General features: G+C 72.2%; 29 protein-coding genes. 18 read left to right on the top strand and 11 right to left on the bottom strand.

The window, feature by feature from the left end; translation table 11 throughout:
• Positions 1 to 51: 51 nt before the first annotated feature.
• Positions 52 to 1,779 carry a gamma-glutamyltransferase family protein gene (locus ETD85_RS19265; protein ID WP_138691119.1) on the bottom strand — a complete coding sequence of 576 codons (1,728 nt, stop codon included), beginning with the start codon at positions 1,777 to 1,779 and terminating at the stop codon, positions 52 to 54.
• A 94-nt stretch (positions 1,780 to 1,873) separates the two neighbouring features.
• On the opposite strand from ETD85_RS19265, the gene ETD85_RS19260 reads away from it, so the two are divergent.
• Complete coding sequence (locus tag ETD85_RS19260; protein ID WP_138691118.1) at positions 1,874 to 2,992, top strand: sensor histidine kinase; 1,119 nt, start codon at positions 1,874 to 1,876, stop codon at positions 2,990 to 2,992.
• Complete coding sequence (locus ETD85_RS19255) at positions 2,989 to 3,636, top strand: response regulator (RefSeq protein WP_138691117.1); 648 nt, start codon at positions 2,989 to 2,991, stop codon at positions 3,634 to 3,636. Before ETD85_RS19260 ends, ETD85_RS19255 begins: the two co-directional genes overlap by 4 nt.
• Positions 3,637 to 3,642: 6 nt before the next feature.
• On the opposite strand, the gene ETD85_RS19250 is transcribed toward ETD85_RS19255, so the two are convergent.
• Positions 3,643 to 5,154, bottom strand: coding sequence for an FAD-dependent monooxygenase (locus ETD85_RS19250; RefSeq protein ID WP_138691116.1), 1,512 nt, complete (start codon positions 5,152 to 5,154; stop codon positions 3,643 to 3,645).
• A 51-nt stretch (positions 5,155 to 5,205) separates the two neighbouring features.
• Here ETD85_RS19250 and ETD85_RS19245 point away from each other — a divergent pair, with 51 nt between their 5' ends.
• The 4 genes from ETD85_RS19245 (at position 5,206) to ETD85_RS19230 (ending at position 7,201) form a co-directional block, all read left to right on the top strand.
• Positions 5,206 to 5,409 (top strand): helix-turn-helix domain-containing protein, encoded by a 204-nt coding sequence (locus ETD85_RS19245; protein WP_138691115.1) that lies wholly within the window; start codon positions 5,206 to 5,208, stop codon positions 5,407 to 5,409.
• Between the two features lie 10 nt (positions 5,410 to 5,419).
• Complete coding sequence (locus ETD85_RS19240; protein WP_138691114.1) at positions 5,420 to 5,881, top strand: Clp protease N-terminal domain-containing protein; 462 nt, start codon at positions 5,420 to 5,422, stop codon at positions 5,879 to 5,881.
• Positions 5,882 to 6,081: 200 nt separating this feature from the next.
• Positions 6,082 to 6,846 carry a class I SAM-dependent methyltransferase gene (locus tag ETD85_RS19235; protein WP_138691113.1) on the top strand — a complete coding sequence of 255 codons (765 nt, stop codon included), beginning with the start codon at positions 6,082 to 6,084 and terminating at the stop codon, positions 6,844 to 6,846.
• Positions 6,830 to 7,201, top strand: a complete 372-nt coding sequence (locus ETD85_RS19230; RefSeq protein WP_138691112.1) for a VOC family protein — start codon at positions 6,830 to 6,832, stop codon at positions 7,199 to 7,201. Before ETD85_RS19235 ends, ETD85_RS19230 begins: the two co-directional genes overlap by 17 nt.
• 3 nt (positions 7,202 to 7,204) lie before the next feature.
• Here ETD85_RS19230 and ETD85_RS19225 read toward each other — a convergent pair whose 3' ends face one another.
• Positions 7,205 to 8,200 carry an NAD(P)H-binding protein gene (locus ETD85_RS19225; RefSeq protein WP_240779241.1) on the bottom strand — a complete coding sequence of 332 codons (996 nt, stop codon included), beginning with the start codon at positions 8,198 to 8,200 and terminating at the stop codon, positions 7,205 to 7,207.
• 11 nt (positions 8,201 to 8,211) lie between these two features.
• On the opposite strand from ETD85_RS19225, the gene ETD85_RS19220 reads away from it, so the two are divergent.
• The 5 genes from ETD85_RS19220 to ETD85_RS19200 all read left to right on the top strand — a co-directional run bounded on the left by ETD85_RS19220 (position 8,212) and on the right by ETD85_RS19200 (position 12,182).
• Positions 8,212 to 9,180, top strand: coding sequence for an Lrp/AsnC family transcriptional regulator (locus tag ETD85_RS19220; RefSeq protein WP_138691111.1), 969 nt, complete (start codon positions 8,212 to 8,214; stop codon positions 9,178 to 9,180).
• Between the two features lie 93 nt (positions 9,181 to 9,273).
• Entirely contained in the window at positions 9,274 to 9,561 is a 288-nt protein-coding gene (locus ETD85_RS19215) for an SHOCT domain-containing protein (protein WP_138691110.1), read from the top strand.
• 90 nt (positions 9,562 to 9,651) lie between these two features.
• Positions 9,652 to 9,852: a hypothetical protein gene (locus ETD85_RS19210; protein WP_138691109.1), complete on the top strand. Its 201-nt coding sequence runs from the start codon at positions 9,652 to 9,654 to the stop codon at positions 9,850 to 9,852.
• Positions 9,849 to 10,742: an urease accessory protein UreH domain-containing protein gene (locus ETD85_RS19205; RefSeq protein WP_206058408.1), complete on the top strand. Its 894-nt coding sequence runs from the start codon at positions 9,849 to 9,851 to the stop codon at positions 10,740 to 10,742. The genes ETD85_RS19210 and ETD85_RS19205 overlap by 4 nt, the downstream gene beginning before the upstream one ends.
• Positions 10,743 to 10,796: 54 nt before the next feature.
• Entirely contained in the window at positions 10,797 to 12,182 is a 1,386-nt protein-coding gene (locus ETD85_RS19200; RefSeq protein ID WP_138691107.1) for an SEL1-like repeat protein, read from the top strand.
• 54 nt (positions 12,183 to 12,236) lie between these two features.
• Here the strand turns inward: ETD85_RS19200 and ald are convergent, their stop codons facing one another.
• The gene (ald, locus tag ETD85_RS19195; protein ID WP_138691106.1) at positions 12,237 to 13,346 is read right to left on the bottom strand and encodes an alanine dehydrogenase; all 1,110 of its coding nucleotides are present in this window, start codon (positions 13,344 to 13,346) and stop codon (positions 12,237 to 12,239) included.
• An 85-nt stretch (positions 13,347 to 13,431) separates the two neighbouring features.
• The gene (locus tag ETD85_RS19190; protein ID WP_138691105.1) at positions 13,432 to 14,814 is read right to left on the bottom strand and encodes an aspartate aminotransferase family protein; all 1,383 of its coding nucleotides are present in this window, start codon (positions 14,812 to 14,814) and stop codon (positions 13,432 to 13,434) included.
• Between the two features lie 242 nt (positions 14,815 to 15,056).
• Here ETD85_RS19190 and ETD85_RS19185 point away from each other — a divergent pair, with 242 nt between their 5' ends.
• Entirely contained in the window at positions 15,057 to 16,412 is a 1,356-nt protein-coding gene (locus ETD85_RS19185; RefSeq protein WP_138691104.1) for a dipeptidase, read from the top strand.
• 96 nt (positions 16,413 to 16,508) lie between these two features.
• On the opposite strand, the gene ETD85_RS19180 is transcribed toward ETD85_RS19185, so the two are convergent.
• Positions 16,509 to 16,964 (bottom strand): NUDIX domain-containing protein, encoded by a 456-nt coding sequence (locus tag ETD85_RS19180; RefSeq protein WP_138691103.1) that lies wholly within the window; start codon positions 16,962 to 16,964, stop codon positions 16,509 to 16,511.
• Positions 16,965 to 17,104: 140 nt separating this feature from the next.
• On the opposite strand from ETD85_RS19180, the gene ETD85_RS19175 reads away from it, so the two are divergent.
• Together ETD85_RS19175 and ETD85_RS19170 are read left to right on the top strand one after the other, a co-directional pair.
• Entirely contained in the window at positions 17,105 to 17,764 is a 660-nt protein-coding gene (locus ETD85_RS19175) for an RNA polymerase sigma factor (protein WP_240779239.1), read from the top strand.
• On the top strand, positions 17,758 to 18,687 hold the full coding sequence (locus ETD85_RS19170; protein ID WP_138691102.1) for a CU044_5270 family protein: 930 nt from the start codon (positions 17,758 to 17,760) through the stop codon (positions 18,685 to 18,687). Before ETD85_RS19175 ends, ETD85_RS19170 begins: the two co-directional genes overlap by 7 nt.
• Here the strand turns inward: ETD85_RS19170 and ETD85_RS64685 are convergent, their stop codons facing one another.
• A complete protein-coding gene (locus ETD85_RS64685) occupies positions 18,688 to 19,374 on the bottom strand; it encodes a TetR/AcrR family transcriptional regulator (protein WP_206058406.1) in 687 nt (228 codons plus the stop codon).
• 90 nt (positions 19,375 to 19,464) lie between these two features.
• Here ETD85_RS64685 and ETD85_RS19160 point away from each other — a divergent pair, with 90 nt between their 5' ends.
• Positions 19,465 to 19,869: an ester cyclase gene (locus ETD85_RS19160; RefSeq protein WP_240779238.1), complete on the top strand. Its 405-nt coding sequence runs from the start codon at positions 19,465 to 19,467 to the stop codon at positions 19,867 to 19,869.
• Here the strand turns inward: ETD85_RS19160 and ETD85_RS19155 are convergent.
• From ETD85_RS19155 to ETD85_RS19145, 3 genes are all read right to left on the bottom strand, one after another.
• Positions 19,866 to 20,045, bottom strand: coding sequence for a hypothetical protein (locus ETD85_RS19155; RefSeq protein WP_138691101.1), 180 nt, complete (start codon positions 20,043 to 20,045; stop codon positions 19,866 to 19,868). The genes ETD85_RS19160 and ETD85_RS19155 overlap by 4 nt on opposite strands.
• 9 nt (positions 20,046 to 20,054) lie before the next feature.
• Positions 20,055 to 20,642 (bottom strand): winged helix-turn-helix domain-containing protein, encoded by a 588-nt coding sequence (locus tag ETD85_RS19150; protein ID WP_138691100.1) that lies wholly within the window; start codon positions 20,640 to 20,642, stop codon positions 20,055 to 20,057.
• Between the two features lie 74 nt (positions 20,643 to 20,716).
• Positions 20,717 to 21,220, bottom strand: a complete 504-nt coding sequence (locus ETD85_RS19145) for a pyridoxamine 5'-phosphate oxidase family protein (protein WP_206058405.1) — start codon at positions 21,218 to 21,220, stop codon at positions 20,717 to 20,719.
• A 228-nt stretch (positions 21,221 to 21,448) separates the two neighbouring features.
• Between ETD85_RS19145 and ETD85_RS19140 the strand changes: the two genes are divergently transcribed.
• Positions 21,449 to 22,099 carry an alpha/beta fold hydrolase gene (locus tag ETD85_RS19140; protein WP_138691099.1) on the top strand — a complete coding sequence of 217 codons (651 nt, stop codon included), beginning with the start codon at positions 21,449 to 21,451 and terminating at the stop codon, positions 22,097 to 22,099.
• Here the strand turns inward: ETD85_RS19140 and ETD85_RS19135 are convergent.
• Complete coding sequence (locus tag ETD85_RS19135) at positions 22,078 to 22,608, bottom strand: cysteine dioxygenase family protein (RefSeq protein WP_138691098.1); 531 nt, start codon at positions 22,606 to 22,608, stop codon at positions 22,078 to 22,080. The genes ETD85_RS19140 and ETD85_RS19135 overlap by 22 nt on opposite strands.
• 110 nt (positions 22,609 to 22,718) lie before the next feature.
• Here ETD85_RS19135 and ETD85_RS19130 point away from each other — a divergent pair, with 110 nt between their 5' ends.
• Complete coding sequence (locus tag ETD85_RS19130) at positions 22,719 to 23,579, top strand: LysR family transcriptional regulator (protein WP_138691097.1); 861 nt, start codon at positions 22,719 to 22,721, stop codon at positions 23,577 to 23,579.
• 173 nt (positions 23,580 to 23,752) lie between these two features.
• Positions 23,753 to 26,299 (top strand): hypothetical protein (locus ETD85_RS19125; protein WP_138691096.1); only part of this gene is annotated, 2,547 nt, incomplete at its 3' end.

Below are 26,299 nucleotides of genomic sequence, written 5' to 3'. Positions count from 1 at the left end.
TGCCGGGGTTGTTCGCCGCCGGCCTGGTAGCGGGGAGACGGGGCTAGGGGCTCATCTGCCCGGCGCCACCACCATCGCGCTGCCGCCGCCGCGCCTGACCGGCTCGGCCACCGCCTGGATCCGGCCGCGTCCGACGAACTCCAGCGCCGTGGCGGCGCCGATCTCCGGGTTGAGCACGAAGCTGTGCCCCTTGGCCTCCAGCTCGGCCCGGTACCTGTCCAGGAATGCCTGCTCGGCCTGCGTCTGCGCGGTGTTGCGCTGGGTGGCGCGCGGCGCGGCGAGGGCGTCCGGCAGGCTCATGCCGAGCTCGTAGCGGTTGACGAGGATCTGCAGCACGGTCGTGATGATCGTCGAGCCGCCGGGCGAACCGGCCGCCAGCACCGGCTTGCCGTGGTCGAACACCAGCGTCGGCGCCATCGACGAGCGCGGCCGCTTGCCGGGGGCGGGCAGGTTCGGGTCGCCGGGGGCCGGGCCGAACGTGAAGTCGGTCAGCTCGTTGTTGAGCAGCACGCCGCGCCCCGGCACGACGATGCCGTTGCCGCCGGTGGACTCGATGGTCAGGTTGTAGGCGATCACGTTGCCCCAGCGGTCGGCGACCACCAGGTGGGTGGTCTCCGGTCCCTCGTCCGCGACCGGGGTGGCGGTGCCCGTCGGCCGGGCGCACGACTCGTACGAGCCGTCCGGGTTGCCCGGGGCGGCCGGGTGGGCCATCGCCGTGGCGCCGACCAGGCAGGACCGCTCCTTGGCGAAGCCGTCGGACAGCAGCTCCTTGAGCGGGACGCCCGGGAGGTCACCGACGTACTTGCCCCGGTCGGCGAAGGCCAGCCTGGACGCCTCCAGATATTCGTGCAGGCCGACGCTGGGCAGCGCTTCGAGGATGTTGAGCGCCTCGCCGACCGTCGAGCCGCCGGAGGACGGGGGCGCCATGCCGTACACGTCCAGGCCGTTGTAGGAGATCTTGGTGGGCTCGCGCAGGAGCGCCCGGTAGGCCCGCAGGTCCGACAGCTCCATCAGGCCGGGCCGGACGTTGCGGGCGCTGCCGGGGGTGACCGGCGGCTGCTTGACGGTCGCCACGATCTCCGCGCCGAGCCGGCCGCCGTACAGCCAGTCGGGGCCGCGCTTGCCGAGCTCCCGGTACGTGGCGGCGAGCTCGGGGTTCTTGAAGACCGAGCCGACGGGTGGCGGGGCGCCGTTCGGCAGGTAGAGCTTGGCCGTGGTCGAGATGTCCGCGAAGCGGGCGGCGTTCGCGGCGGTCTGGTCGTAGAAGGTCTGGTCCACGACGAAGCCCTTGGAGGCGACCTCGATCGCGGGCTGGAGTGCCTGTTTGAGGGAGAACGTACCGAATCGGCGCAGGGCCAGGTCCCAGTTCGCGACCGTGCCCGGCACCCCGGCCGACAGGCCGCTGGTCACGCCCTCCTCGAACGGGATGCCTTCCAGCGTCGTCGAGGTCATGGCCTGCGGTGCGGTCTCGCGGCCGTCGATCGTGAAGACCTTACGCTGCCTGGCGTCGTAATAGACCATGAAGCCGCCGCCGGCCAGGCCCGCGGAGTACGGCTCCGTGACGCCGAGCACCGCGCCGGCGGCGACGGCGGCGTCCACGGCGTTGCCGCCCTTCCTGAGCACGGCGATGGCGGCCTTGCTGGCGTCGAGGTCGACGGTGGCGACGGCACCGCCGTACCCCTCGGCGACCGGGACTTTCTGCTGTGGTTGTGCCAGCGCGGGTGGCGCGGACACGAGAGAGACGAGGACTGCTGCTGCGGGAACGATCACTCGGCGCATGGTGTCCACGATGGCCCAGGTACGCCCATCGTGGTAGGGCCCCCTCACACGCAGGGGTGATGCGCTGGTCAGAGGGGTGATCTAGCGTAGGGGCGTGCGTGGGAAGTATGGATTCGACCCCTATCTCGCCCTGATCGTGGCCGCCGCCCAGATGGTGATCGCCAAGGGCGCCTCGTGGGGGCAGCAGGCGTTCAGGGAGCCGCTCGACCCCTACGCCTACGCGCTGCTGCTGGTCGGGCCGCTGGCGATCCTGGCGCACCGCCGCTTCCCGCTGGTCTCGACCGCCGCCGCGCTCGCCGCGTGCGACCTGTTCCTCGTCGGCGGGTACGCCTACGGCCCGAGCTTCATCAGCCCGGGAGTCCTGCTGTTCCTGCTGGTCACGCGGGGCAAGCGGGTGATCGCCTGGGGCATGGCGGGGATGACGCTGCTGTCGTTCCTCAGCTACGCCTGGCTGGTCGGCAACCGCGACCTCTTCCACAACGTGTGGATACTCACCTTCATCATGCTGCTGATGGTGCTGGCCGAGCTGGTCAGGATCGTCAAGGAGCGGCGGGCCGAGCGCGGGCGCACCGCCGAGGAGGAGGCCAGGCGGCAGGCCAGCGAGGAGCGCCTGACCATGGCGCAGGAGCTGCACGACGTGCTCGCGCACAACATCTCGCTCATCCATGTCCAGGCGTCGACCGCGCTGCACCTCATCGACGACAACCCCGAGCAGGCCCGCACCGCCCTGGCCACCATCAAGACGGCCTCCAAGGAGGTACTCGGCGAGATGCGCTCGGTGCTCAACGTGCTGCGCGAAGGCGCACCCCGCTCCCCGACCGCCGGGCTCGACCGCCTCGACGAGCTCGTCGAGCGCTCGGGGCTGCAGGTGACGCTCAAACGCGTGGGCTCGCGCCCGCTGCCGCCGCAGGTCGAGCGGGCGGCGTACCGGATCGTGCAGGAGTCGCTCACGAACGCCGCCCGCCACGCCCCCGGCTCCGAGGTGACCGTGCGCCTGGAGTACGGCACCCAGGAACTGGCCGTCCTCGTGCGGGACAGCGGCGCGACCACGCCTGCGGTACTGTCCGAGTCCGGCAGCGGCAACGGCATCCCCGGCATGCGCGAACGGGCTTCCGCGCTGGGCGGCTCGCTGGTCGCGGGCCCGCTGCCGGTCCCTGGGGGCACCGGTTTCCAGGTCGAGGCCCGCCTGCCACTACCCGAGGAGACGTCATGATCAAGGTGCTGCTGGCCGACGACCAGGCGCTGGTCCGGGCGGGGTTCAAGGCGTTGCTGAACGCCCAGCCGGACATGACCGTGGTGGCCGAGGCCGCCGACGGCGCCGAGGCGGTGCGGCTGGCCGGCGAGCACCAGCCTGACGTGGTGCTGATGGACATCCGCATGCCGGGCACCGACGGGCTGACCGCCACCCGCATGATGCCGCCGGGGCCGCACATCATCATCCTGACGACGTTCGAGCTGGACGAGTACGTCTTCGAGGCGCTGCGCGGCGGGGCCAGCGGCTTCCTGGTCAAGGACACCGAGCCGGCCGAGCTGATCCAGGCGGTCCGGGTGGTGGCGGCGGGCGAGGCGCTGCTGTCGCCCAGCGTGACCCGCCGCCTGATCGCCGAGTACGCCTCCCGCGCCAAGGAGCCGATCGCCGCCGACGGCCTCGACCAGCTCACCGACCGCGAGCGCGAGGTGCTCTCCCTCGTCGGCACCGGCATGACCAACGACGAGATCGCCGCGAAGCTGTTCATGTCGCCTGCCACGGCCAAGACGCACGTGTCGCGGGCGATGATGAAGCTGCACGCGCGCGACCGCGCCCAGCTCGTCGTGATCGCCTACGAGTCCGGCCTGGTCAAACCCGGCTGGCTCTGAGCCCGCTCAGGCGTGGGCGGGTGCGCCGGCGAACCACTTCCCGGCGGCCTGGGCCAGCCCGTCCGTGCCCGCCCAGGCCACGTACCCGTCGGGGCGGATCAGCAGCGCCCCTGCGGGCGGATCGTCGCAGCGGGCGCGGACGACGTCGATCCAGCCGGCGCAGTCGCCGGGCACGGTGCCGCCGCCGCCCAGGTCGAGCAGCACGGGCCGGGCCGCGCGCATCAGCTCGGCCACCCGCCGCCCGTCCGCCAGCACCAGATCCGGGACGAACCGGCCGACCAGCGGATGCTCGCCGCCTGGGAGATTGCCGGAGCCGTAGCGGGTGTCGGAGCCGTGCAGCATCGCGGCCAGGTGGCGGGCGGCCTGCTCGTGCGCGAACACCTCGGTGAGCAGGGCCCGCAGCGCCTCGCCGTCCTCGCCCTCCACCCGGTCGAGCGCCGCCTGCGCCCGGGTCTGCATCAGCGCCCGCTCCGCGACGGGCCTTCGCTCGGACTCGTACGTGTCCAGCAACCACTCCGCCCCCCGCCCGCGCAGCCTGGCGGCCAGCTTCCAGGCGAGGTTGGCCGCGTCCGTCATCCCGACGTTGAGCGCCGAGCCACCGGCCGGGAACAGGTGAGCCGCGTCCCCCGCCAGGAACACCCGCCCCGCCCGGTACCGCTCGGCCAGCCTGGCCTGCGAGACCGTGGCCGACAGCCAGATCGGCTTGCCCAGCGGCAGGTCCTCGCCCAGCACCCGGCGTACGGCCGCCATGAACTCCTCCCGCGTCACGGGCCCGCCCGAGTACGCCCCCTTCTCCCGCACCCCGGCGATGACCACGCCCGGCTGGAGCGAGGTGAGCAGCACGCGGCCGTACGGCCTCCGATTCCAGCCCGGTTGCAGGCCGCTCACCTGCGGGGACTCGAAGACGCTCACGTCGGCGGCGAAATGCCCCATCCGCAGCACCTCGTCGTCGGTGGTGCCGGGGAAGCCGACGCCGGCCAGCTCACGCAGCCGGCTCCGCCCGCCGTCGCCGCCCACGACGTACCGCGCCCGCACCTCCCGGCGCCCGCCTTCGACGCCCGGCCCGTCTCCGGCGCCCGGCCCGCCTTCGACGCCTGGCCCGACTTCGATGCCCAGGGTCACGCCGTGCTCGTCCTGGGCCAGCGAGACCACCTCCTGCCCGCGCCTGATCTCGGCCCCGAGCTCGGCCGCCCGCTCGGCCAGCAGCCGCTCCAGCCTGGGCTGCTGGATCATCAGCAGTCGCAGCGGGATGTCGTCCAGCCCCGCGAACCGCAGCGGCACCGACCCGAACGGGAACCCGGGAGCCCGCCCGGAGAACGGGCTCCCGGCGCTGAAGCGCTCCAGCAGGCCGCGATGGTCGAGCAGGTCGATGATCTGCCCGCCCAGTCCGTTCGCCTTGGGGAGGTCGCCGGGCTCCGGTCTCTTGTCCAGCACGATCGGGCGGATCCCCGCCAGGCCCAGCTCGCACGCGAGCATGAGGCCGACAGGGCCCGCACCTACGATCAGCACATCTTCCATGCCTGTCAGGCTAGATTGACAAAATCCGAGCTGTCAAGCTAGCCTGACAACGTGGACGTAACAGAGCTGTCCGAGCGGATCAGGTCGAGCGACCCCGCCATGGGCCTGCGGGCGGTGGGCGCGCTGCACCGGCTGGCCGAGCAGGTCGAGGCGATGTCGGTGGCGCTGGCCAGGGAGCAGGGCTGGACCTGGGAGCAGATCGGCGACGCGCTCGGCATGTCGCGGCAGTCGGTGCACGCCAAATACGGAAAGTGAGGGTCACACCATGTTCGGCAGCAAGAAGAGCCCGTTCGCGGTGGTGGTCAAGGCCGCGTTCGAGGAGGCGAGGCAGCGCGGCGACCGGCGCCTCGGCACCGAGCACCTGCTGCTCGGCCTCCTGCACCACGGCGACTCCGCCCAGGCGCTGGGCGTCGACCTCGCCACCGCGCGCACGGCGCTCGACGAGCTCGACCGGGCGGCGCTGCGCATGCTGGGCCTGGAGGTCGGCGACATGCCGCCGGCCAAGGCGCCGCGCAAGCATCCGGCGGTCCCCGGCACCGCGCTCACGTCGAGCGCCCGCGCGGCCATCAACCGCGCCATCAAGGCCACGACGTCGAAGACCCGCTCCGCCCAGGCTCCCCGCCAGCTCGTCCTCGCCCTGCTGGCCCAGGACCGCCCCGACCCGGTCGCCGAGCTGGTCGACCAGCTCGGCATCGACCGGTCGGCCGTACGCAGCCGAATCGAATAGCGCGACGAACGGCCCGCGCCCGCCGCATCGAAAGATGCGGGCCCACACCTCCCAAGCCGCCGTGTCGAATACACGGGCTCCCAACCCCGAGCGGCCGTACGCCCGCCGCGTCGCAAGACGCGGGCGCGCACCCCGGGGGTGACCACAGCGTGGGGGAAATTTGGTTGTACGCCCATCGATGGCCCTGACAAGGTCAAAGAATGCGCCGCACATACGACGATCTCGTCCAAGAGGCGGACACCGTCTCCGTGGACGGCTGGGACTTCTCGTGGCTCGACGGCCGGGCCACCGAGGAGCGGCCCTCGTGGGGTTACACCAGGCTCCTCGGCCGGCGGATGGCCGATGCGCGGGCCGCGCTCGACATCCAGACCGGCGGCGGCGAGATCCTGGCCGGGCTGCCGGTCCTGCCGCCCGTGACCGTCGCCACCGAATCGTGGCCGCCCAACCTGAAGCTGGCCGCCTCCCGGCTGCGCCCGCGCGGCGCGTGGGTGGTGGCCGACGACGAGGAGCCGCGGCTGCCGTTCGGCAGCGAGGTCTTCGACCTGGTGACCAGCCGCCACCCCGTGGAGACGTGGTGGACGGAGATCGCCCGCGTGCTGCGGCCCGGCGGGACCTACTTCTCCCAGCAGGTCGGGCCGTGGAGCGTCGCCGAGCTGACCGACTACTTCTACGGTCCGCACGACGGCTCCAGCCGCGATCCGGGCAGGGCCCGGCAGGCGGCCGAGTCCGCCGGGCTGGAGGTGGTGGACCTGCGCTCCGAGCGGTTGCGGATGGAGTTCCGCGACATCGGAGCGGTGATCTACTTCCTGCGGAAGGTGATCTGGATCGTGCCGGGGTTCTCCGTCGCGCGCTACCAGGACAAGCTGCGGGCGCTGCATGACCGCATCGAGGCCGACGGGCCGTTCATCGCGCATTCGTCCCGGTTCCTCATCGAGGCGAGGAGACCCGGTGGCCAGGCTGCGTGACGTCGTGGTCGACTGCGTGCACCCGGCGTCGCTGGCCAGGTTCTGGGCCGCGGCGCTCGACGGTTACGCCGTGGCGCCCTACGACGAGGCCGAGCTGGCGCGGCTGCGCGGCAAGGGGGTCGAGGATCCGGAGGACGATCCCACGGTCCTGGTCGAGGGCGGGTCGCCGCGGCTGTGGTTCCAGCGGGTGCCCGAACGCAAGATCGTCAAGAACCGCCTCCACCTCGACCTGCGAGCCGACCACCTCGATACCGAGATCGACCGGCTGACCGGGCTGGGGGCGACGTTGCTGGCCACGCACGACGACTGGGTGGTCATGGCCGACCCGGAGGGCAACGAGTTCTGCCTGGCCTAGGCGCTAGGCGAAGTCGGCCGCGTGGTCTCTGGCCCACTGCGCGAACGTACGGGCGGGGCGTCCCGTCACCTCCTCCACCGTCGTCGTGAGCGCGGGCGGCGGGCCGTCGAACATCCGGGCGTAGCCGTCGAGCAGCGCGTCGGCGAACGAGTCCGGGAAGGAGCCGTCGGCCAGCAGCCGCCGCCGCTCCTCCGCGCGGGTCAGCTCCTGCCAGCGCAGCGGGCGGCCGAGCGCCTCGCCGATGATCCGTACCTGTTCGGCTTGGGTCAGCACCTGCGGGCCGGTCAGCACGAGCCGGGCCCCGTCATACCCCGGCGAGGCCACGGCGCGGCCAGGAGAGGCCCCGGCGCGGCCAGGAGAGGCCCCGGCGCGGTCCGGCGCGGTCCCGGCGGGGTCCGGCGCGGTCAGGGCTCGGGCGGCGACGGCGGCGATGTCGCGCTCGTGCAGCATCGCCATCGGCACGGCCCCGTACGCGCCACGCACCACGTTCCCCGCCCGGATCTGGCCGGCCCACCAGAGCACGTTCGCCGCGAACGTGCTCGGCCGGAGTATCGTCCAGGCCGGCCCCGCCTGCTCGACGCACTGCTCGACCTCCTGGTGCGAGCGGCCGACGAAGGAGTCGGGCTGGTCGCGTACCGCGCCCGACGACAGCAGGACGATGCGGCGCGCGTGCCGCCCGATCGCCTTGACCACGGCGGGCGCGGCGTCGGCGGTGTGGAAGGGCCAGACGAGGAACGCGGACTCGACGCCGTCCAGGCAGTCGCCGATGGTTTCGAGGTCGCCCCGCACGACCTCGGCCGCCCGCGGCAGTCCGGCGGTGGCGGGGTCGCGCCGGGTCAGGGCGCGTACGGGCAGGCCCGCTTCGACGAGCTGGTGGACGAGCGGCCGGCCGACGTTCCCGGTGGCTCCTGTTACGAGGATCATGCGGTCAAGCCTGGCCACGGCACCCGGCGAGCCGCGCTTCCAGGCGAGGTTCCGGCCGATATCCTCCAGCCGCATAGGCTGATGCGATGGAATCCGCCACCCTCGACGGCACCGACCGCGCCCTGGTGCACGCGTTGCAGCTCGACGGCCGGGCCCCGTTCGCCAGGATCGCGGACGTGCTGGGCGTCTCCGAGCAGACCGTGGCCCGCCGCTACCGGAAACTGTCGGCGGCCGGCGTGATCAGGGTGGTCGGCGGGCTGGACGGCGCGCGGCTCGGCCACACGCCGTGGACCCTGCGCGTACGCTGCACCCCCGACGCGGGGACGGCCGTGGCCGAGGCGCTGGCCAGGCGGCCGGACACGTACTGGGTGCACCTGCTGTCCGGCGGCACCGAGATCTCGTGCTTCACGCAGTCCCCCGACGCGGTCCTGCTGGAGAAGCTGCCGCGCACCGGCCGAGTCCTGGACATGACCGCGCACGCGCTCCTGCACGGCTTCGCCACGCCGGACGGCTGGCCGGGCCTGGCCTGTCTGAGCGAGGAGCAGGCCGCGCGGCTGCGCCCCGCGCCGCCGGACGGGCGCGACGGCCTCCTCCCCGAGGAGGAGGACCGCCCCCTCCTCGACGCGCTGGCCAGGGACGGCCGGGCCGGGTACGCCGAGCTGGCCGGGGCCACCGGCTGGTCGGAGTCGACCGTCAAGCGCCGGCTCGGCCTGCTCAGGGCCTCGGGCGCGCTCCGCGTCCAGCTCGACTACTCCCCCCGGCTCCTCGGCTACCGCGCCGAGGCCAGGTTGTGGGTGTCCGTACGCCCGTCCGCGCTGCTCGACGTGGCCAGGACCCTGTCGGGCCATCCAGAGATCTCCTTCGCCGCCGTCACCACAGGCCCGACGAACCTCCTCGCCACCGCCGTCTGCCGCGACAACGCCGGCCTGTACCGCTACCTCACGGAGCGGGTCAGCGCACTCGACGCGATCCAGACCCTGGAGACCGCCCCGGTCCTGCGGACGATGAAACGCACCGGCGTCCTACCCCCGCAGGCGTACGGCCGGCCCGCCTGAGCACTCCCCGGGGCGCAGCGAGAACGCCGCCCGGTGTCCGATTCGGCGCGTCCCCGTCCGGCGGACCCTTGGAGTACACGTCAAGGAGGAGACATGCACACCATCACCGAATGGGGCACGCAGTGGGGCCCGCACTGGGCCGGCGGCGGCTTCTCGCCGATCGTCCCGCTCGTCTGGGGCCTGTTCTGGGTCGCCGTCGTCGCGTTCGCGATCACGGCCAGGCGCAGGGGCTGGTGGGGCTCCCGCCACGCGCCCGCACCCGCCGCGGCCGGCCCGACCGCCGCCGCGGAGCAGATTCTCGCCGAGCGGTACGCTCGCGGCGAGATGAGCGACGACGAATACCTCGAAAAGATATCCGTTCTCAAAGGCGGCTCAGCATAAACATCACTAAGGGTGCAATTAGTGTCACTGGCCGCATCCATGATGCCGCGTTACGTTTCGTATACGGCTTCATAGAGAGTGGGGACAAGAATGCAGTCCATCGCCAGGTTCTGCGGCCAGTGCAGTTGCGGGTGCCCCGAGCTGTTCGTCGACCACACGGCGCCTGAGGAGCGCCAGGTGGTCATCACCGACGACTTCGGGCAGCGGGTCGAGATGAGCCTCGACCAGTTCGGCTCGATCGTGGAGGCCGCCAAGAGCGGCGCTCTGGACGGCCTGGCGCTCGTCCACTGAGCGCTCAGGTCGCCGCCCTGCTCGCCGGCGGAGTAGCCGCCGGGCTCCTGGCAGGGACCGCCACGTGCACGGCGACGCAGGGCGGGCTGCTCATGGGCCTGGTCGACCACTGCCACGGTCGCGACCCCGCGCTGGTGGGCTGGTTCCTGGCGGGGCGGCTGGCCTCCTACACCACGGGCGGGGCGCTGCTCGGCCTGCTCGGCTCGGTCGTCAGCCTGCCGCCCCAGGTGCGGGCGGTGCTGCTGGTCGCGGCCGGCCTCACCGTGATCGTTTTCGCCGTCCGGCTCATGAGACGCGGGCGCTCCGACTGTGCGGCGCCGTCACACGCCGTGTCCTCCCGCTACAAGGCGCCCCTGCTGGGCGCGGCCACCATCCTGGTGCCCTGCGGCGTCACGCTCGGCGTGGAGATGATCGCGATCTCCAGCGGCTCCCCCGTGGCGGGGGCGGCGGCCATGGCGGGGTTCGTCGTCGGCACCGCGCCCGCGTTCGCGCTGCTCGGATACGTGCTGCGGCGCATCTCGCGGACCCGGCTGGCCCGGTTCGCCGGGGTCGCGGCCATCGCCGCCGGGCTCTGGACGGCGGGCGCGGGGGTGAACCTGGGCGGCTGGCTCCCCGGCCCCGCCGCGCCCCCGGCGGCCGGCCCCGGGGCCGAGACGGTCACGATCTTCGCCACCCGCGAGGGCTACCGGCCCGCGATGGTGACGGCGCGCGCGGGCGTGCCGGTCGAGGTGGTCTTCAAGCTGGTGGACCAGGGCTGCACGGGCACGGTGACGATCGACGGGCGCGACGTGACGCTGCCCGCCACCGTGCGCCTGCCGCCGCAACGGCCCGGGTCGCTGCGGTACGTCTGCGGGATGGGCATGTATACGGGCTTCATCAACTTCTCGTAAGGCTTGTCGGCGATTACCGTTCGCGAGCGCACGATCACGTGCCAGTCTGTCGCCATGTCCTGGCAAGGAGAGGTGGCGGCGCCGGCCGTACCGGCCCCGCGCGTGGGAGACGAGCCCGAATTGCTGAGCGCCGCGCGGGCGGGCGACGCGCAGGCCGCGCACCGGCTGGGCAAGCTCTACGCGCAGCACGGCGACCGGGCGGCGGCCAGGCTCTGGTGGGAGCGGGCCGCCGCGGGCGGAAACGTCGACAGCGCCTACAACCTGGGCATCTGGCACGAGAAGCACGGCAGCCTGGAGGAGGCCGTCACCTGGTACGAGATCGCCGCCGGCACCGGCGACGCCGAGGCCGCGGCGAACCTGGCCACGCTCCTGCTGGAGCAGCGCGGCGACCTCGACGCCGCCAGGGGCTGGTTCGAGAGCGCGGCGCGCGCGGGGTCCAGGACCGCCGCGCGCAGGCTGGCGCTGCTGTGCGAGGACGCGGGCGAGCTCGTGGCGGCACGCGAGTGGCATCGGCAGGCCGCCGTCGACGGCGACGTGGCCTCGGCGCACGACCTCGGCTTCCTGGCCTACTCCTCGGGCGACGACGAGGAGACCGTGCGCTGGTGGGAGTACGCGGCCAGGGGCGGCCACCCGGACTCCGCGTACTGCATGGGCCTCTACCTGCACGCCAGCCGCGACCCCGAGGGCGCGGAGGCCTACTACCGGCTGGCCGCCAAGAGCGAGCACCCGGGGGCCGCCTCCCGGCTCGGCGGGGTCGCGCTGTCGCGGGGCGACCTGCGTACGGCCCGCGCCTGGTTCGAGCAGGCGGCCGGCGCCGGGCGGGTGGAGGATCAGCGGATGGCCGGGTTCGTGTGCGTGGAGCTGAGCGACTGCGCGGCGGCCAGCCACTGGTTCGGCCGGGCGGCGGCGGGCGGGGACGCCGAGTCCGCCTTCAACTACGGGCTGCTGCTCATCGCCGAGTTCGGCGACCTGGCCGGTGGACAGCACTGGTTCAGGCAGGCGGCCAGGGCCGGGCACCACGGGGCCGCGGTCGAGCTGGGCGGGCTGCTGTCGGTGGCCGGCGAGCTCGGCGAGGCGCAGGAGTGGCTGTCCGACCCGCCGCCGCCCGTGTGGGGGCGGCCCGCCGAGCCCGAGCTGGCCGCCAGGGCCGAGCTGGCCTCCATCGCCACCGGGCGCAGGGGTGACGTCCCGCTGGCCGTCGCCGACCTGACCGAGGTGCTGGCCACCTGGGATCTGGTCACCCGGCCGCTGCACGACCATTCGGACGTGATCGGATGGCTGGTCGAGCGGAGCGGGGTGCACATGAGCGCGATCGAGCATCTGGCGTCGGTGCGCGGCACGCTGCTGCGGCCCGGCAGCGCGCCGTGGCCGGGGGTCGGGGAGATCGAGCACGTCCTGGCCACGGCCCGGGACCTGCGGCGGCGGCTCGGGGTGCGCTGAGAGCGCGGGGCACGGCGGTGGCGACCGTGCCCTCTGCCGTCTTCTGTCCTTCGGTCAGACCAGCTCGGAGACCGGCGTGAACGAAAGCCCGAGCGCCTGCGCGACCGGCTCGTTGGTGAGCAGGCCGTCGTACGTGTTGAGCCCCCCGGCGAGCCCGGCGTCCGCCTTCAGCGCCTCGCGCCAGCCGAGGTTGGCCAGCTTGACCGCGTACGGGAGGGTCGCGTTCGTCAGGGCGTAGGTGGAGGTGTTGGCCACGGAGCCGGGCATGTTCGCCACGCAGTAGAAGACCGACTCGTGCACCTTGTACGTGGGCTCGGCGTGCGTGGTCGGACGCGAGTCCTCGAAGCAGCCGCCCTGGTCGATGGCGATGTCCACGAGCACGGAGCCCGGCTTCATCCGGGAGACGAGGTCGTTGGAGACCAGCGTCGGGGCCTTGGCGCCCGGAATCAGCACCGCGCCGATGACCAGGTCGGCCTGCAGGACCTCCTGCTCGATCGCGTACGACGTCGAGACCAGCGTCTTGAGCCGGCCCTGGTAGACGGCGTCGATGAAGCGCAGGCGGTCGATGTTCGTGTCGAGCACGGTGACGTCGGCGCCCATGCCGACGGCGATCTGCGCGGCGTTCAGCCCGGACACGCCGCCGCCGATCACGACCACCTTGGCCGGGGCCACGCCGGGCACGCCGCCGGGCAGGACGCCGCGGCCGCCGTTGAACCGCATCAGGTTGTACGCGCCCACCTGCGGCGCCAGGCGCCCCGCGACCTCCGACATCGGGGCGAGCAGCGGCAGCGTGTGGCCCACCTGCACGGTCTCGTACGCGATGCCCGTGGTCCTGGCCGCGAGCAGCGCGTCCGTGCACGGCCGGGAGGCGGCGAGGTGCAGGTACGTGAACAGCACCAGCCCCTCGCGCAGCCGGTGGTACTCCTCGGCGATCGGCTCCTTCACCTTGAGCACCATGTCAGCCCCGCCCCACACGGCGTCGGCGCTGTCGAGGATCTTCGCGCCCGCCGCGAGATACTCCTCGTCCGTGATCTGCGAGCCGAGCCCCGCGCCCCGCTGGACGGTGACGTCATGGCCGTTGCGCACCAGCTCGTGAACGCCGGCCGGCGTGGCGGCGACACGATATTCGTGGTTCTTGACCTCGGCGGGGACGCCGATCTTCATGAGGTGGATCCTTTCGGGAACCGGCACTCCGTCGTACCGGATTGGAGGGTGTTCTGGTGGGCCGCCACGAATGGCGGCTCCGCCCCTAGAGGCGTGCCCACGCCTCGGTGAGCACGTTCCGGAGGATCGACGAGATCTCGTCGAACTCCTTCTGGCCCGCGATGAGCGGGGGCGAGAGCTGGATGACAGGGTCGCCGCGGTCGTCGGCCCGGCAGTAGAGCCCGGCGTCGTACAACGCCTTCGACAGGAAACCGCGTAGCAGCCGCTCGGACTCCTCCGCGTCGAACGTCTCCTTTGTAACCTTGTCCTTGACCAGCTCGATACCCCAGAAATAGCCCGAACCACGTACGTCGCCGACGATCGGCAGGTCGCTCAGGCTGTCGAGCGCGGCCTTGAACAGCGGCTCGTTCTTGGTGACGTGGCCGAGCAGGTCCTCGCGCTCGAAGATGTCGAGGTTGGCGAGCGCCACGGCCGCGGAGACGGGGTGGCCGCCGAACGTGTAGCCGTGGGCGAACATGGTGTCGCCGTTCTTGAACGGCTCGAACAGCCGCTCGTGCGCGATCATGGCGCCGATGGGCGAGTAGCCGCTGGTCATGCCCTTGGCGCAGGTGATGATGTCGGGCACGTAGTCGAACTTCTGGCTGCCGAACATCGTGCCGAGCCGGCCGAAGGCGCAGATGACCTCGTCGGAGACGAGCAGGACGTCGTACTCGTCGCAGATCTCGCGCAGGCGCTGGAAGTAGCCGGGGGGCGGCGGGAAGCAGCCGCCCGCGTTCTGCACGGGCTCGGCGAAGACGGCGGCCACCGTGTCGGGGCCCTCCATCTCGATCGCGCGGGCCACGCGCTCGGCGGCCCAGAACCCGTACTCCTCGGGCGTCATGCCCTTGACGCCGGTGATCTCGTCGGCGCGGTAGTGGTTGGTGTTCGGCACGCGCACCGAGCCCGGCACGAGCGGCTCGAACATCTGCTTGAACGCCGGGATGCCGGTGATCGACAGCGCGCCCTGCGGGGTGCCGTGGTAGGCGATCTGGCGGCTGATGACCTTGTGCTTGAGCGGCTTGCCGACCAGCTTGTAGTACTGCTTGGCCAGCTTCCACGCGGACTCGACCGCCTCGCCGCCGCCGGTGGTGAAGAAGACGCGGTTCAGCTCGCCGGGAGTGTAGGAGGCCAGACGCTGGGCCAGCTCGGCCGCCTTCGGGTGCGCGTAGGACCACAGGGGGAAGAAGGCCAGCTCCTGGGCCTGCTTCGCGGCGGCCTCGGCCAGCTCGTGGCGGCCGTGGCCCACCTGGACCACGAACAGCCCGGCCAGACCGTCGAGGTAGCGCTTGCCGTGGATGTCGTAGACGTAGGACCCCTCGCCGCGGACGATGGTCGGGATCTCGGACTGCTCGTACGCGCTGTGCCTGGTGAAGTGCAACCACAGGTTGTCCTGCGCGGCCTTCAGGACGTCGTTTTCCGGCTGCGTCATGGTTATCTTCCCTCGTGTCTGAACTCATCACAGTCTGCCGCTTCACCTGCGGTTTGCCAAGCGAATCGGTGGCAGCACTATGCAAGAAAATCGAGATCCGCAGAACCGCCATGTAACGGCAACGAAATCCGCAGGTAGATTTACGCGCGGGTCATGCCCGTTACCGCACGGTGGAACCTTCTGTGATCCAATGAGAGCAAACTGTCCACATCTGTAGAGAACAACCCCCGGGGGACCGTCCCGTGACTCCTGACCAGATAGAGAGCGCTGTCGCCGCCGCGATGCCACAGGCCGTGGAGGAGCTGAAGAGGCTCGCCGCCATCCCCTCCGTGGCCTTCCCGGGGCACCCGGAAGAGCCGGTGTTCGCCGCCGCGGCCGCCACCGAGGAGCTGCTGCGCTCGGCCGGCCTGCCGCACGTCCAGCAGGTCGCGGTGGAGGGCAGCTTCCCCGCCGTCTACGGCGAGGCTCCGGCCCCGCCCGGCGCGCCGACCGTCCTGCTCTACGCGCACTACGACGTGCAGCCGGCGGGGGACCCGGCCGCGTGGCGTACTCCGCCGTTCGAGCCGACCCTGATCGACGGCAAGCTGTACGGGCGGGGCTGCGCCGACGACAAGTCCGGCGTCATCTCGCACGTCCTCGCCCTGCGTGCCTTCCAGGGGCAGTTCCCCGTGGGTATCAAGGTCATCATCGAGGGCCAGGAGGAGTACGCGGGCGAGCGCCTGGAGGCGTTCGTCGAGCGCAACCCCGACCTGCTGCGCGCCGACGCCATCGTGGTGGCCGACACCGGCAACCCGCGCGTCGGCGACCCGGCCGTCACCACGTCGCTGCGCGGCATGGCGGCCTTCACCATCGAGGTCCGCACGCTGCGCGAGGCGCTGCACAGCGGCTCCTTCGGCGGCGCCGCCCCCGACGCCCTCGCCGCGCTGATGCGCATGATGACCGCCCTGCACGACGACAACGGCGACATCCGCGTTCCGGGGCTGCCCCGCGGGACGTTCCTGGGCCAGGGACCCTCGGAGGAGGAGTTCAGGAACACGGCGGGCGTCCTCGACGGGGTTTCCCTGGTGGGCTCCGGCTCGCTGGCGGACCGGTTGTGGTCGTCGTACGCGATCACCGTGACCGGCCTGGACGTGCCGAACGTGTCGGGCGCGGTCAACGCGGTCCAGCCGGCGGTCCGGGCCAGGGTCACCGTACGCATCCCTCCGGCCGGGGATCCGAAGACGACGGTGAACGCGGTCGTGGAGTTCCTGCGTCAGGTGGCGCCGTGGGGCGTCCAGGTGACGTTCGGGGACTTCACCGTGGGGTCGGGCTTCCAGGCGGACTCGGGCGGCAAGGCCCGCGCCGCCCTGAACCGCGCCATGGAGCGCGCCTTCGGCCGCCCGCCGCGCGACGTGGGAGCCGGCGGCTCGATCCCGCTGGTGAACACGCTGCTGAAGCAGTTCCCCGCGGCGGAGATCCTGTTGTTCGGGGCGGAGGACGAGGACGCGGCCATCCACGCGCCCAACGAGCGGGTGGACCTGGAGGAGCTGCGCCGGGTCGCCACCACGGAGGCGCTGTTCCTGCGCGAGCTCAGCCTTCCGTCAGCCCTCGGGGTGTAGCCCGCTGCGTCGGCCGCGGGCCAGCCCGGCCCGCGGCCACCAGCCCCTCCTCCGGGGCTCGCTCAGCCACCGATCCCTCCTCCTCCTCGCGCTCGCTCAGGGCCGGGAGCACAGCGCGAGCAGCTGCCGATGCGACGGCTGGACCTCGTCGGGCAGCCGATCAGGATCGAACCACCTCGCCTCCAGCACCTCCACCGGGTCGATCTTGAGCGTCCCCCCGGCGAGCGCGGCCTCGTAAGCCACCTCCACCCGCAGCCTGAACCCGCTCTTCACCTGCAGAAGCCGCCCTGCCCGCACGCTCAGCCCGGTCTCCTCGAAGACCTCACGCTCGACGGTGGCCTGGAACGTCTCGGACCTGTTCGCATAACCGGTGGGAAACCCCCACTGGCGGCCCTCCGGCCACAGGCGGTGCTTGAGCAGGAGCACCCGCCCCTCGTCATCCCGTACGACGCCGGTGACACCGATCATGAACGTGGCATGCTTCAGCCACACCAGCCGCCACTGCAGGCGGCCACCCAGCGATCTCCACACCCGGGTGAGAAGCCGTAGCACCGTGTCCTCCTTCGCGCCTTCGAGGATCTTGACACGAGTCGCGTCCCGCCCGCGGGAAAGAGGGGAAGCCGCGCATTGGGCAGCGACTTGCCGGAAATCTCATGGAACCGCGAAGAGCGCTCGCGGCAATTACTCGTGTCATGACTGAGACCCCCGAAAGGCACCAGATGCGACACGAGAGCCGGGCGGGCGCGCCACCCTGGCCCGAGGCCGCGCCACCGGACGAGAGCGGTGGCGCGGAGATCGTACGGATCGGGCCCGACCCCGAGCGTTTCGCCACGCTGTTCACCAGCCACGCCCCCGAGCTCAAGCGCTACGTCATCCGCCGGCTCGGGCTCGAACCGGCCGACGACATCGTGGCCGAGACGTTCGCGGTCGCGTTGCAGAGCCTGGAGTCGTACGACGTGAGCCGGGGAGACGAGCGCTCATGGCTGTACGGCATCGCCACCAACCTCATCGGCCGGCACCGTCGGCGTGAGGTCGGCCTGTACAAGGCACTGAGCCGCACGGGGGCCGACTCGGTGATCGAGCCGTTCACCGACGAGGTGGACCGGCGGGTGGCCGCGGACGGCGCGCGCAGGCGGCTGGCCAAGGCGCTGGCCGGTCTGTCCCAGAAGCATCGGGACACGCTGCTCCTCGTGACGTGGACGGAGCTCACGTACGAGGAGGCCGCGGTCGCGCTCGGCGTGCCGGTCGGGACGGTGCGCTCAAGGATGAACCGGGCTCGGAGCAGGCTGCGCCGGGTGCTCGGTGACATCGATCCAACCGCTGCGGACGAGGAAGGGAGCAAGCAATGGTGAACGAGATCGAGCTGCTCAGGAAGATGCGCGACGAGGTACCCAAGGACGTCGATGTGCGGGGGGTGGAGCAGCGGCTGGCCGCGATGCGGCGGGACGGCCCCCGTGGCGCGGGAGCGCGGCGGCCGCCGGTGCGGCGGGTGCGGGTGGGGTTCGCGCTGGCCGCGGCCTGCGCGCTCGCGGTCGGCGGGGTCGCCGTGGCCCGCTCGGGCGGGGAGCGGGCGCCGGCCGTCCGGCAGGCGGAGGTGCGCTCCCCCACTGCGGCGGTGGTGCTGGAGAACGCCGCGCTCGTCGCCGACCGCAGCCGGGCCACCGAGATCCGGCCCGACCAGTGGTTCTACGTCAAGGAGTCGCAGCACCTCTGGGGCGGCGACCTGCCGACGTTCGAGCACTGGAGCCGGATGGACGGCCGCAAGGAGGCCATCAGGGAGGAGGGGAAGGAGCTCCGGATCACTGCCGCCGAGAAGGGGCCGACGCACTCGGGGCGTACGCAGGAGGAGATCGAGCGGCTGCCCGCCGACCCTGACGCGCTGCTGGCGCACTTCCGCGGGCTCGGCAAGGATCTGACGCCGCTGTCGGTCTGCCAGCCCCACTGCGCTCCGGAGATCGCGGACAGCGTCAAGGTGTTCGGGGCGATCGGGTGGTACCTCAAGTACGGCCCCATGATCCCGCCCGACACGGCGGCGGGGATGTACCGGGCGCTGGCGAAGATCCCGAAGGTGACGATCGAGGAGAACGCCACGGACGGAGACGGGCGCACGGGGATCGGGGTCGTGCTGGACACGGGTACGACCGGAAAGGCGTACTACATCCTCGATGCCCAGGACTATCGCTACATGGGGACGAAGGTGGTGAACGAGGACGGGACCGGCGCCATGTCCGTGCTCGGCTCCGGGATCGTGGACCGGCCGGGAGATGTGCCTTGATCAGGCCCGGTGCCAGGCGATCAGGGACAGGAGGCGTTCGGCCTGGGCTCGGTCCGCGGCGGCCAGCGTGATGCCCTTGACGAGGGTCAGCAGGTCGCGGACGTCGAGGTCGGCGCGTACGGCGCCCGCCCGCTTGGCCGCCTCCAGCAGGGACGAGGCGGTGGTGAGCATGGATTCGTGCCAGCCCGCGAGCAGGGCCGTACGCTGCGGGCCGGCGGCGCCATCGCGGGCGGTGCCTACGTCTCGGCCAGCAGCGCCATCGCGGGCGGTGCCTACGTCTCGGCCAGCAGCGCCATCGCGGGCGACACCGCCTTCGTGGTCAGCGGCGCCGGTGCGACGGGCGGTGGCCGGGATGTCGTCCGTGATGGCCGTGGCCAGGTCGCGCTTGGAGATGACGTGGTCCATGAACCGCCGCAGCCACTCGTGCAGCGCCTCGCCCGGCGACTCGGCGGACAGCAGCGTCGCGCCGATGGCGCAGAGCTGGGCGACCTCGTCGGCGTAGACGGCCACCAGCAGGTCTGAACGAGTCGGGAAATGTCGGTACATGGTGGCGTTCCCGACCCCAGCCCGGCGGGCGACCTCGTCGAGAGGCGCGTCGGCCCCCCGCTCGGCGAACACCCGCGCGGCCGCCGCCAGCAGCAGGTCATAGTTTCGCTGCGCATCCGCCCGGCGAGGACGCGATCCCATCGGTCTCCTTGTTAAGTGGGGAATTCCCCGGTTAGTGTAGCCGCAGAACAAAAACGGGGAGTTCCCCACTTAGCTGGAGGAGGCGGCGCCGTGCTGACAGCGGGCGAAGTGCATCGGCGGATCATCGAGCTCTATCCCGAGGTGCTGGCGAGCGGCCGGATGGACGAGGCGCTCGCGCTCATCGACCCCGACGTGATCGACCACCGGGGCGGCACCGACGGCGACCACCACGGCCTGCGCGACTGGCGGGCCAAGTGGGAGCAGGCATTCTCCGGCGAGACGGGCTTTCACGATGTGTCCGTCACGGTCGAGCAGAACATCTCGACGGACGACTTGTCATCCAACATCTACCTCAGTCGCGGCACCCACACGGCCTCAGGCCGCCGGTACGAGGTGCGCGGCATGGACATGATTCGCGTACGGGACGGCAGGATCGTCGAGCACTGGGCCATCCGCGACACCGTGGCCATGCGCCACCAGCTCGGTCTCGACTAACCGGCGGTGGTCCGGTGCACGAGCCGGAGGCCCGTCTCCACCAGGGCCCAGCCCAGACGCGTCTCCCACTTGCGGACCGCCGAGCCGGACGGCCTGGACAGCCGGTGACGCTCCGCTTCGGCACGCAGCTCGCCGGCTCGCACCTTCTCGGCGTACAGGAATAACTCCGGATACATCAGTCCTCCTCAGATAAGGAAGGGGAAGCCGTACAGGTGCGCGGCGACGTTCTCGCGCCCCTGCGTGTCCCCTGATTCGCGGGCCGCCTTCCCGTGCGCGCGCCACTTCTCGATGACCTCGTTGATCTCCGCGCCGAGCCGGCGCAGCTCGTCGGACGTGAGCGCCAGCAGGTATTCGGAGGCGAAGGCCGAGTTGCGCCAGCCGTCGTCCCAGGACTCCTTGGAGTCGAGGTAGGCGTCGTACATCTCGGTGCGCTGATGGGCGTAGAGCCGCGACACGGCGGTGTGGACGGCGACGCGCTCGGGCTCGTCGCGCCAGTCCTCGTCCCGGGTGGAGATGACGGTCGACACCGGCTGCCACCAGCGCTCCCTGGCGTCGCCGCGACCGTCCTTCGCCTCCTCGATGATGCCGTGCGAGGCGAGCTTGCGCAGGTGGTAGCTGACCAGCGAGACGGCCTCGCCGACCTGGTCGGCGAGCTGTGAGGCGGTGGCCGTGCCCGCCACGAACAGGGCGCGGTAGATCTTGATGCGCAGGGGGTGCCCCAGCGCCTTGAGGGTGTCGACGTCCGTGACGCGGTGGGTCTTCTCCTCGGCCATGACTCCACCGTAGATAGGAAAGGAAATTTGCGCAACACAGTTTGCGCAAATTTCCTTTCCTATCTGGCCAGGGGCTACCGGAAGCGCCAGCGGGTCTGGCTGTAGTCCCCCTTGCGGAAGCCCAGCACCTTGGCGGGGGCCACCTTGAACACGAGGGCGGGCCCGCCCGCCACGTTCACGAACACGCCGTCGCCGACCTCGAAGTGCCAGTCCGCGCCGTACTTTGCCTCCCAGGCCGCGGCCAGGCGCTTGAGGTCGCCGGGGTCGGTGACCCGCTCGGCCACCCCCTCCACCACCAGGTCCAGCCCCTCGCTCAACGAGCTGGCGCCGGTCGTCAGCGCGACGTTGCGGTTGGCTTCGAGGTTCTTGCCCTTCTGCTCCTCCGCCCCGGTGCAGAAGTAGATCGCGTCGTCCCGCCAGACCGCCAGCAGCGTGGTGACGTGCGGGCGGCCGTCCGGGCGCACGGTGCTCAGCCAGTACGTGCCGGCCCGTTGCAACTGGTCGCGGGCCTGCGCCCAGGGCGTAGGAGTGGCGTTCTCCGCGCTGAACCGGGCGTCCAGCTCCGTGGTCGGTTCCATGATCGCTCCCTTCGGTAAGGTCCTGCGCCTAGGCAGACTCCCCCGGCGCCCGGAACTCATCGCCGGACAGGGGAACAGCTCCAGGAACCGGAGCACCACCTCCCTGCCACCTTCCACGGCCGCGCCGCCGCAGTCCAGCGAGCCGCCGACCCGCCAAGCCGTCGGCGCCGCGGGCGCGGCCATAGGCTGCGGGCGCGGCCATAGGGCTATTCCGGAGGAGGTACGCAGATGGCGACGTTCGCGCTGATCCACGGCGGAGGGGGCTCCGCCTGGGACTGGCACCTGCTGGAGCCCGAGCTGCGCGGCAGAGGGCACGACACGGTGGCGGTGGACCTGCCGGTCGAGGACGAGTCGGCGAGCCTGTTCGACTGCGCCGACACCGTGGTCGAAGCCGTCGGGGACCGCGGTGACCTGGTCGTGGTGGCTCATTCGTGGGGCGGCTTCGTCGGCCCGCTGGTCTGCGCCCGCCGCCCGGCCGGGCTGCTCGTCATGGTCACGGCCATGATCCCGGCACCGGGCGAGCGGCCGGCCGACTGGTGGCGCAACACGGGCTTCGGCCATGTGGACATGACCGACCCGATCGGCCTGTTCCTGCACGACGTGCCCAAGGAGCTGGCCGAGGAGTCCCTGGCGCGCAGCCGGTCGCATGCGGACAAGGCGATGGACGAGCCCTGGCCGCTGGACGGGTGGCCGGACGTCCCGACGAAGTTCCTGCTGTGCACGGACGACCGGTTCTTCGCGCCCGGCTTCATGCGGGAGGTCGTCCGCGATCGGCTCGGCGTCACGCCCGACGAGATCGGCGGCAGCCACGCGCCCATGCTCGCCCGGCCCGCGGAGCTGGCCGATCGGCTGACGGGCTACCTGACCGGCAGGTCGTAGACGCGGCGCACGCTGCTGCCGAGCCGGCCGACGTTCGCCCCGTACACGTGCAGGGACACCCCCACCTCCGCGCTCGTGTTGCGCACCATGTGGATGTCCCCGGGCGGGGCGAACCCGCTGACCTCGCCCGGCCGGTTGTCGGCGCGCCCGATCTCGACCAGGTGGTCGCCCATGTCCCGGTAGAGCGTCTCGTGCTCGATCCCGCTGAGGATCCCGAACGTGCACCAGGACACGTGGTCGTGGATCACCGTGTGCTGGCCGGGTCGCCACACGACCGCGACGATCGAGAAGTCGTCCTGCGCGTGCAGCAAGTGGGACACGTACTGGACGGGCGAGCCCGCGCGTTCCTGCTCGGTGAGGAGGTCGAGGCCGGGCAGCCGGTCACGGAGCAGGTCGGCGACGGCGTACGCGGTCTCGCGGGGCTCCTGGCGCTGGGCGACGATGCCGGAGATGCCGGTCACGAGCGCGTCCAGTCCCGGTCTGACTGCGGTGACGGTGGCCGTATTCATGCTGTCCCCCTCGGGAAAACGGATAATCTGCCTTCCCCTTCTACGGTCCTCCCTCCCGACCGATAGGTCCAACAGAAGTTTTCTGGCCCATCGATAGATACGATTGATGAATGCTGGACGTCGTACGCCTGCGGGTCCTCGTCGCGGTGGCCCGCAAGGGCTCGCTGACCGCGGCCGCGAAGGAGCTCCACTACTCCCAGCCCTCGGTCAGCCACCACCTGGCCCGGCTGGAGGCGGAGACCGGCGCCCGGCTCATCCAGCGCGCCGGGCGTGGCATCAGGCTCACGGAGGCCGGCCGGCTGCTGGCCGAGCGGGCCGCGGAGATCATCGGCCGGCTCGACGCCACGGCCGACGAGCTCGCCGCCCACGTCGGCCTGCGGTCCGGCCGCGTCCGCCTGGCCGGCTTCCCGTCCGCGCTGGGCACGTTCATCCCGAAAGCGGCCAAGGTGCTGGCCCGCGAGCACCCGGGGCTGCGCCTGCACCTGACGGAGACCGAGCCGCCGGAGGCGCTCAGGCTGCTGCGGGCGGGCCGGGTGGACGTCGCGGTGATCTTCCGGTACGACGACACCGCCCCCGAGGACGGCGGCCTGCACCTGATCCACCTCCTCGACGACCCCAGCTACCTGGTGTCGAGCACTCCGGCGGGCGCCATCGCCGACCATGCGGAATCGCCGTGGATCGCCGGCTGCGACCGGTGCCGCAGCCATTTGCTGGACATCTGCGAGAAGGCGGGGTTCGAGCCGCAGATCTCGTTCACCAGCGACGACATCGTGGCCGTGCAGGCGCTGGTGGCGGCGGGTCTCGGGCTGACCATGCTGCCGGGGCTCGCGCTCAGCGCGCATCGCAACCCGGAGGTGGAGGTGGCGGAGGTGCCCGGGTCCACCAGGCACGTGTACGCCGCCGTCTACGGCGAGCCGCCGCACCCTCCGGCCACGGAGGCCCTGCTCCAGTCCTTGCGGGAAAGCCTTTGACGCCGCCTTTGCGCCGGCTGCCCCGGGAGTGGTTCGTGGTTTGATGACTGTCGATATATCGCCCTTTCAAGAAGGCCCGACAAGCCGCGAAATTTCTGGGCCATAGTGCGATAGTGAGATCACAAGCTGATCGGGGGGACGGCACGTCCGGACGTAGCGCATAGGCGGACCCCATGGACACGCCACCACACCGCCTCGGGCTCGAACGGGTCGTCGAGGTCTACTCGGGTCATGACGACCTCGTCGGCATGACCGGGTCGGGTTACGCGATCGGTGCCGATCTCGTGCTGACCTCCGGGAGCGTGGTCGATCCCGGCGCGCCGTGTCACGTCCGCCCGCCGTGGTCCGCCCGCTGGGTGGCGGCCGAGCAGGTGTGGCGCGGGCGTGGCGGGTCGGGCGCGGTGCTGCTGCGGGTGGCCGACGCGCCGTGGGGCGAGCTGCCCGGCATCGAGCACGTGCGCTGGGCCCGGGTCGCCGGCGAGCGGTCCGGCTACCGGCTGCGCTGCGTGGCCCGAGGCTTTCCGCAGGCGCGGCAGCGGGCCGGGTTCAGGCCGGCGGAGACGCTGTCCGGCCTGGTCGACACCCCGACAGGCGCGGTGTCGAAGGCGCTGGGGGTCAGCGTGCTCAGCCCCGAGCCCGAGTCGGTGCCCGCCTCCCTCTGGCACGGCATGTCGGGCGCCGTGCTGCTCGCCGAGCCCGCCGGACAGCTCATCGGCGTGATCACGGCCGGCCCCGCCGGATACATCCAGCGCCGCCTCGACGCCGTCCCCGTGACGGCGCTGCTGGGCGACGAGCGCTTTCGCGAGCTGGCCGGCGTGGCGCCCGGGCAACTGGAGAGCGTGGCGGAGGGCGAGCCTTCTGTGACCCTCTCCGGCCTGCTGTCACCGGCTCGCCTCCCGCTGCCGCCGGACTGCCCCGACTGGATGCTGCTGATGGCGCGGCACGCGGTGGTGCCGTTCCTGGGGCGGAAGGAGGAGCTGGCGCAGCTGCGGGCCTGGGCGGCCGAGCCCGCCGCGCTGTCGATCGCGGTCCTGACCGGCCGCGGCGGCACGGGCAAGACCCGGCTGGCGGGCGAGCTGTGCGCGGAGCTGGCGGAGGCGGGGTGGGACGCCGGGTTCCTCCCGCTGGACGCCGTCTGCGGCCCCCTGGCCGAACGCGCCACCACCCTGAACGCCTTACGCCCGGCCCTGCTCGTCATCGACCACCCCGAGCCGTCCGCGCCGCTGGTGGGCGAGCTGGTACGGCGGCTGGCCAAGCACGGGCGCAACCCCCTGGTACGGCTCCTGCTGGTGACCCGCGAGCCCGCCGAGGCGGAGTGGCGGCGGCGCCTCGACACGGCCTCGGGCGGGTGGCTGAGACGGCTCACGACCACGACCATCCAGCTCAACGGCCATCCGCTCACCCTGGGCGAGCGCGCCGAGCACGCGCGGGCCGCCATGAAGGCGTTCGCGCCCAGCAGGGCCGTGCTGCCCGGCCCGCCGCGCCTCGACGACCCGGACCACGGCCTGCCGCTGCACGTCCACCTGGCCGCGCTGATGCGGCTGCGCGACGGGGGCGAGGACGCGGAGCCGGAACGGGAGGAGGCGCGCGGACCCGGCACGGGCGTGGTCGGCGGAGAGCTGCTCGAACGGTTCCTGGCCCGCGAGTGCGCTCAATGGGCGCGAGTCTGGCCGCAGGGGTACGAGCGGGTGGATGACGTGACGATGCGGCAGGCCGTGGCGGTGCTCACCCTGACCGCGCCCACGACGGCGGAGCTGCCCGGCCTGCTGACGGCCGTGCCGGGGCTCCGGGGCCGGGCGATGAGCACGGCCGGGCTCCGTGGCCGGGCCGCGCACATGGGCGGCTGGCTGGGCCAGATCTTCCCCGGCGCCGAGCGGCTGTCCCCGCTCGGTCCCGACGTCGTGGCCGAGCAGCTCCTGGACGAGACGGACGGTCTGGACGCGCTCGTGCTCGCCCTGCACGACGATGAAGGCCGCACGCTCCGGCACCTCGTGCGGATGCTCGACGTCCTGCGGCTGGCCGCGAACAGGGAGCGGGTCAGGTCGGCGCTGCGTTCGTTGCTCTCGGCCAGGATCGGCCGGCTGACCGCGGAGGCCGCGGCCGCGCCGGGGACGCGGCTCGGGGACGTGCTCAACGCCGTGCTGGGGCTGTTCCCCGGCCTGCCGGAGCCGGCTGGGGAGGTGGCGGGAGCGGCCGGGGCCTCGACGCCGCCGCGGCGGGACACGTCGCTGGGGTCGCGTGCCCTCGGGGTGACGCTCGCCGAGCTGGCGGTCCGGCATCGGCGGGTGTCGGGTGAGCCGACCGAGCTGGCCGGGGCTCTGTCCCTGCTGTCGGGCCGGCTGGCGGCCGTGGGCCGGGTGGGCGAGGCCGTCGTCGCGGCCGCCCAATCGGTGGAGATCTTCGCCGCGGCTCCCCCGTACGAGGAGGCCGCCGGGCACGCCGAGGCGCTGTTCAACCTGGCGGCCTGCCTGCTGCTCGCGAGCGAGCCCGGCAGCGCGCTCAAGACGGCGCAGGAGGCGGCGACCAGGTATCGCATCCTGGCCGAGTACGACCCGAGGTACGCGGACGCGGCGGCGCGGGCGCACCACAACCTGGCGTGCGCGCTGCTGGAGGTCGGGCGGCTGGGCGAGGCCGTCCAGGCGTTCGAGGCGGCGGGCGGTGACGCGGCGTTCGCGGCGGATCTGGCGGGCGTGCTGTCGGTCCTGCCCGCCGAGACCGCC

The sequence above is a fragment of the Nonomuraea zeae genome, assembly GCF_005889725.1.
GTDB lineage: Bacteria > Actinomycetota > Actinomycetes > Streptosporangiales > Streptosporangiaceae > Nonomuraea > Nonomuraea zeae.
Note: the sequence above shows the minus strand (reverse complement) of the source record. Positions and strands in the feature narration are given on the sequence as shown.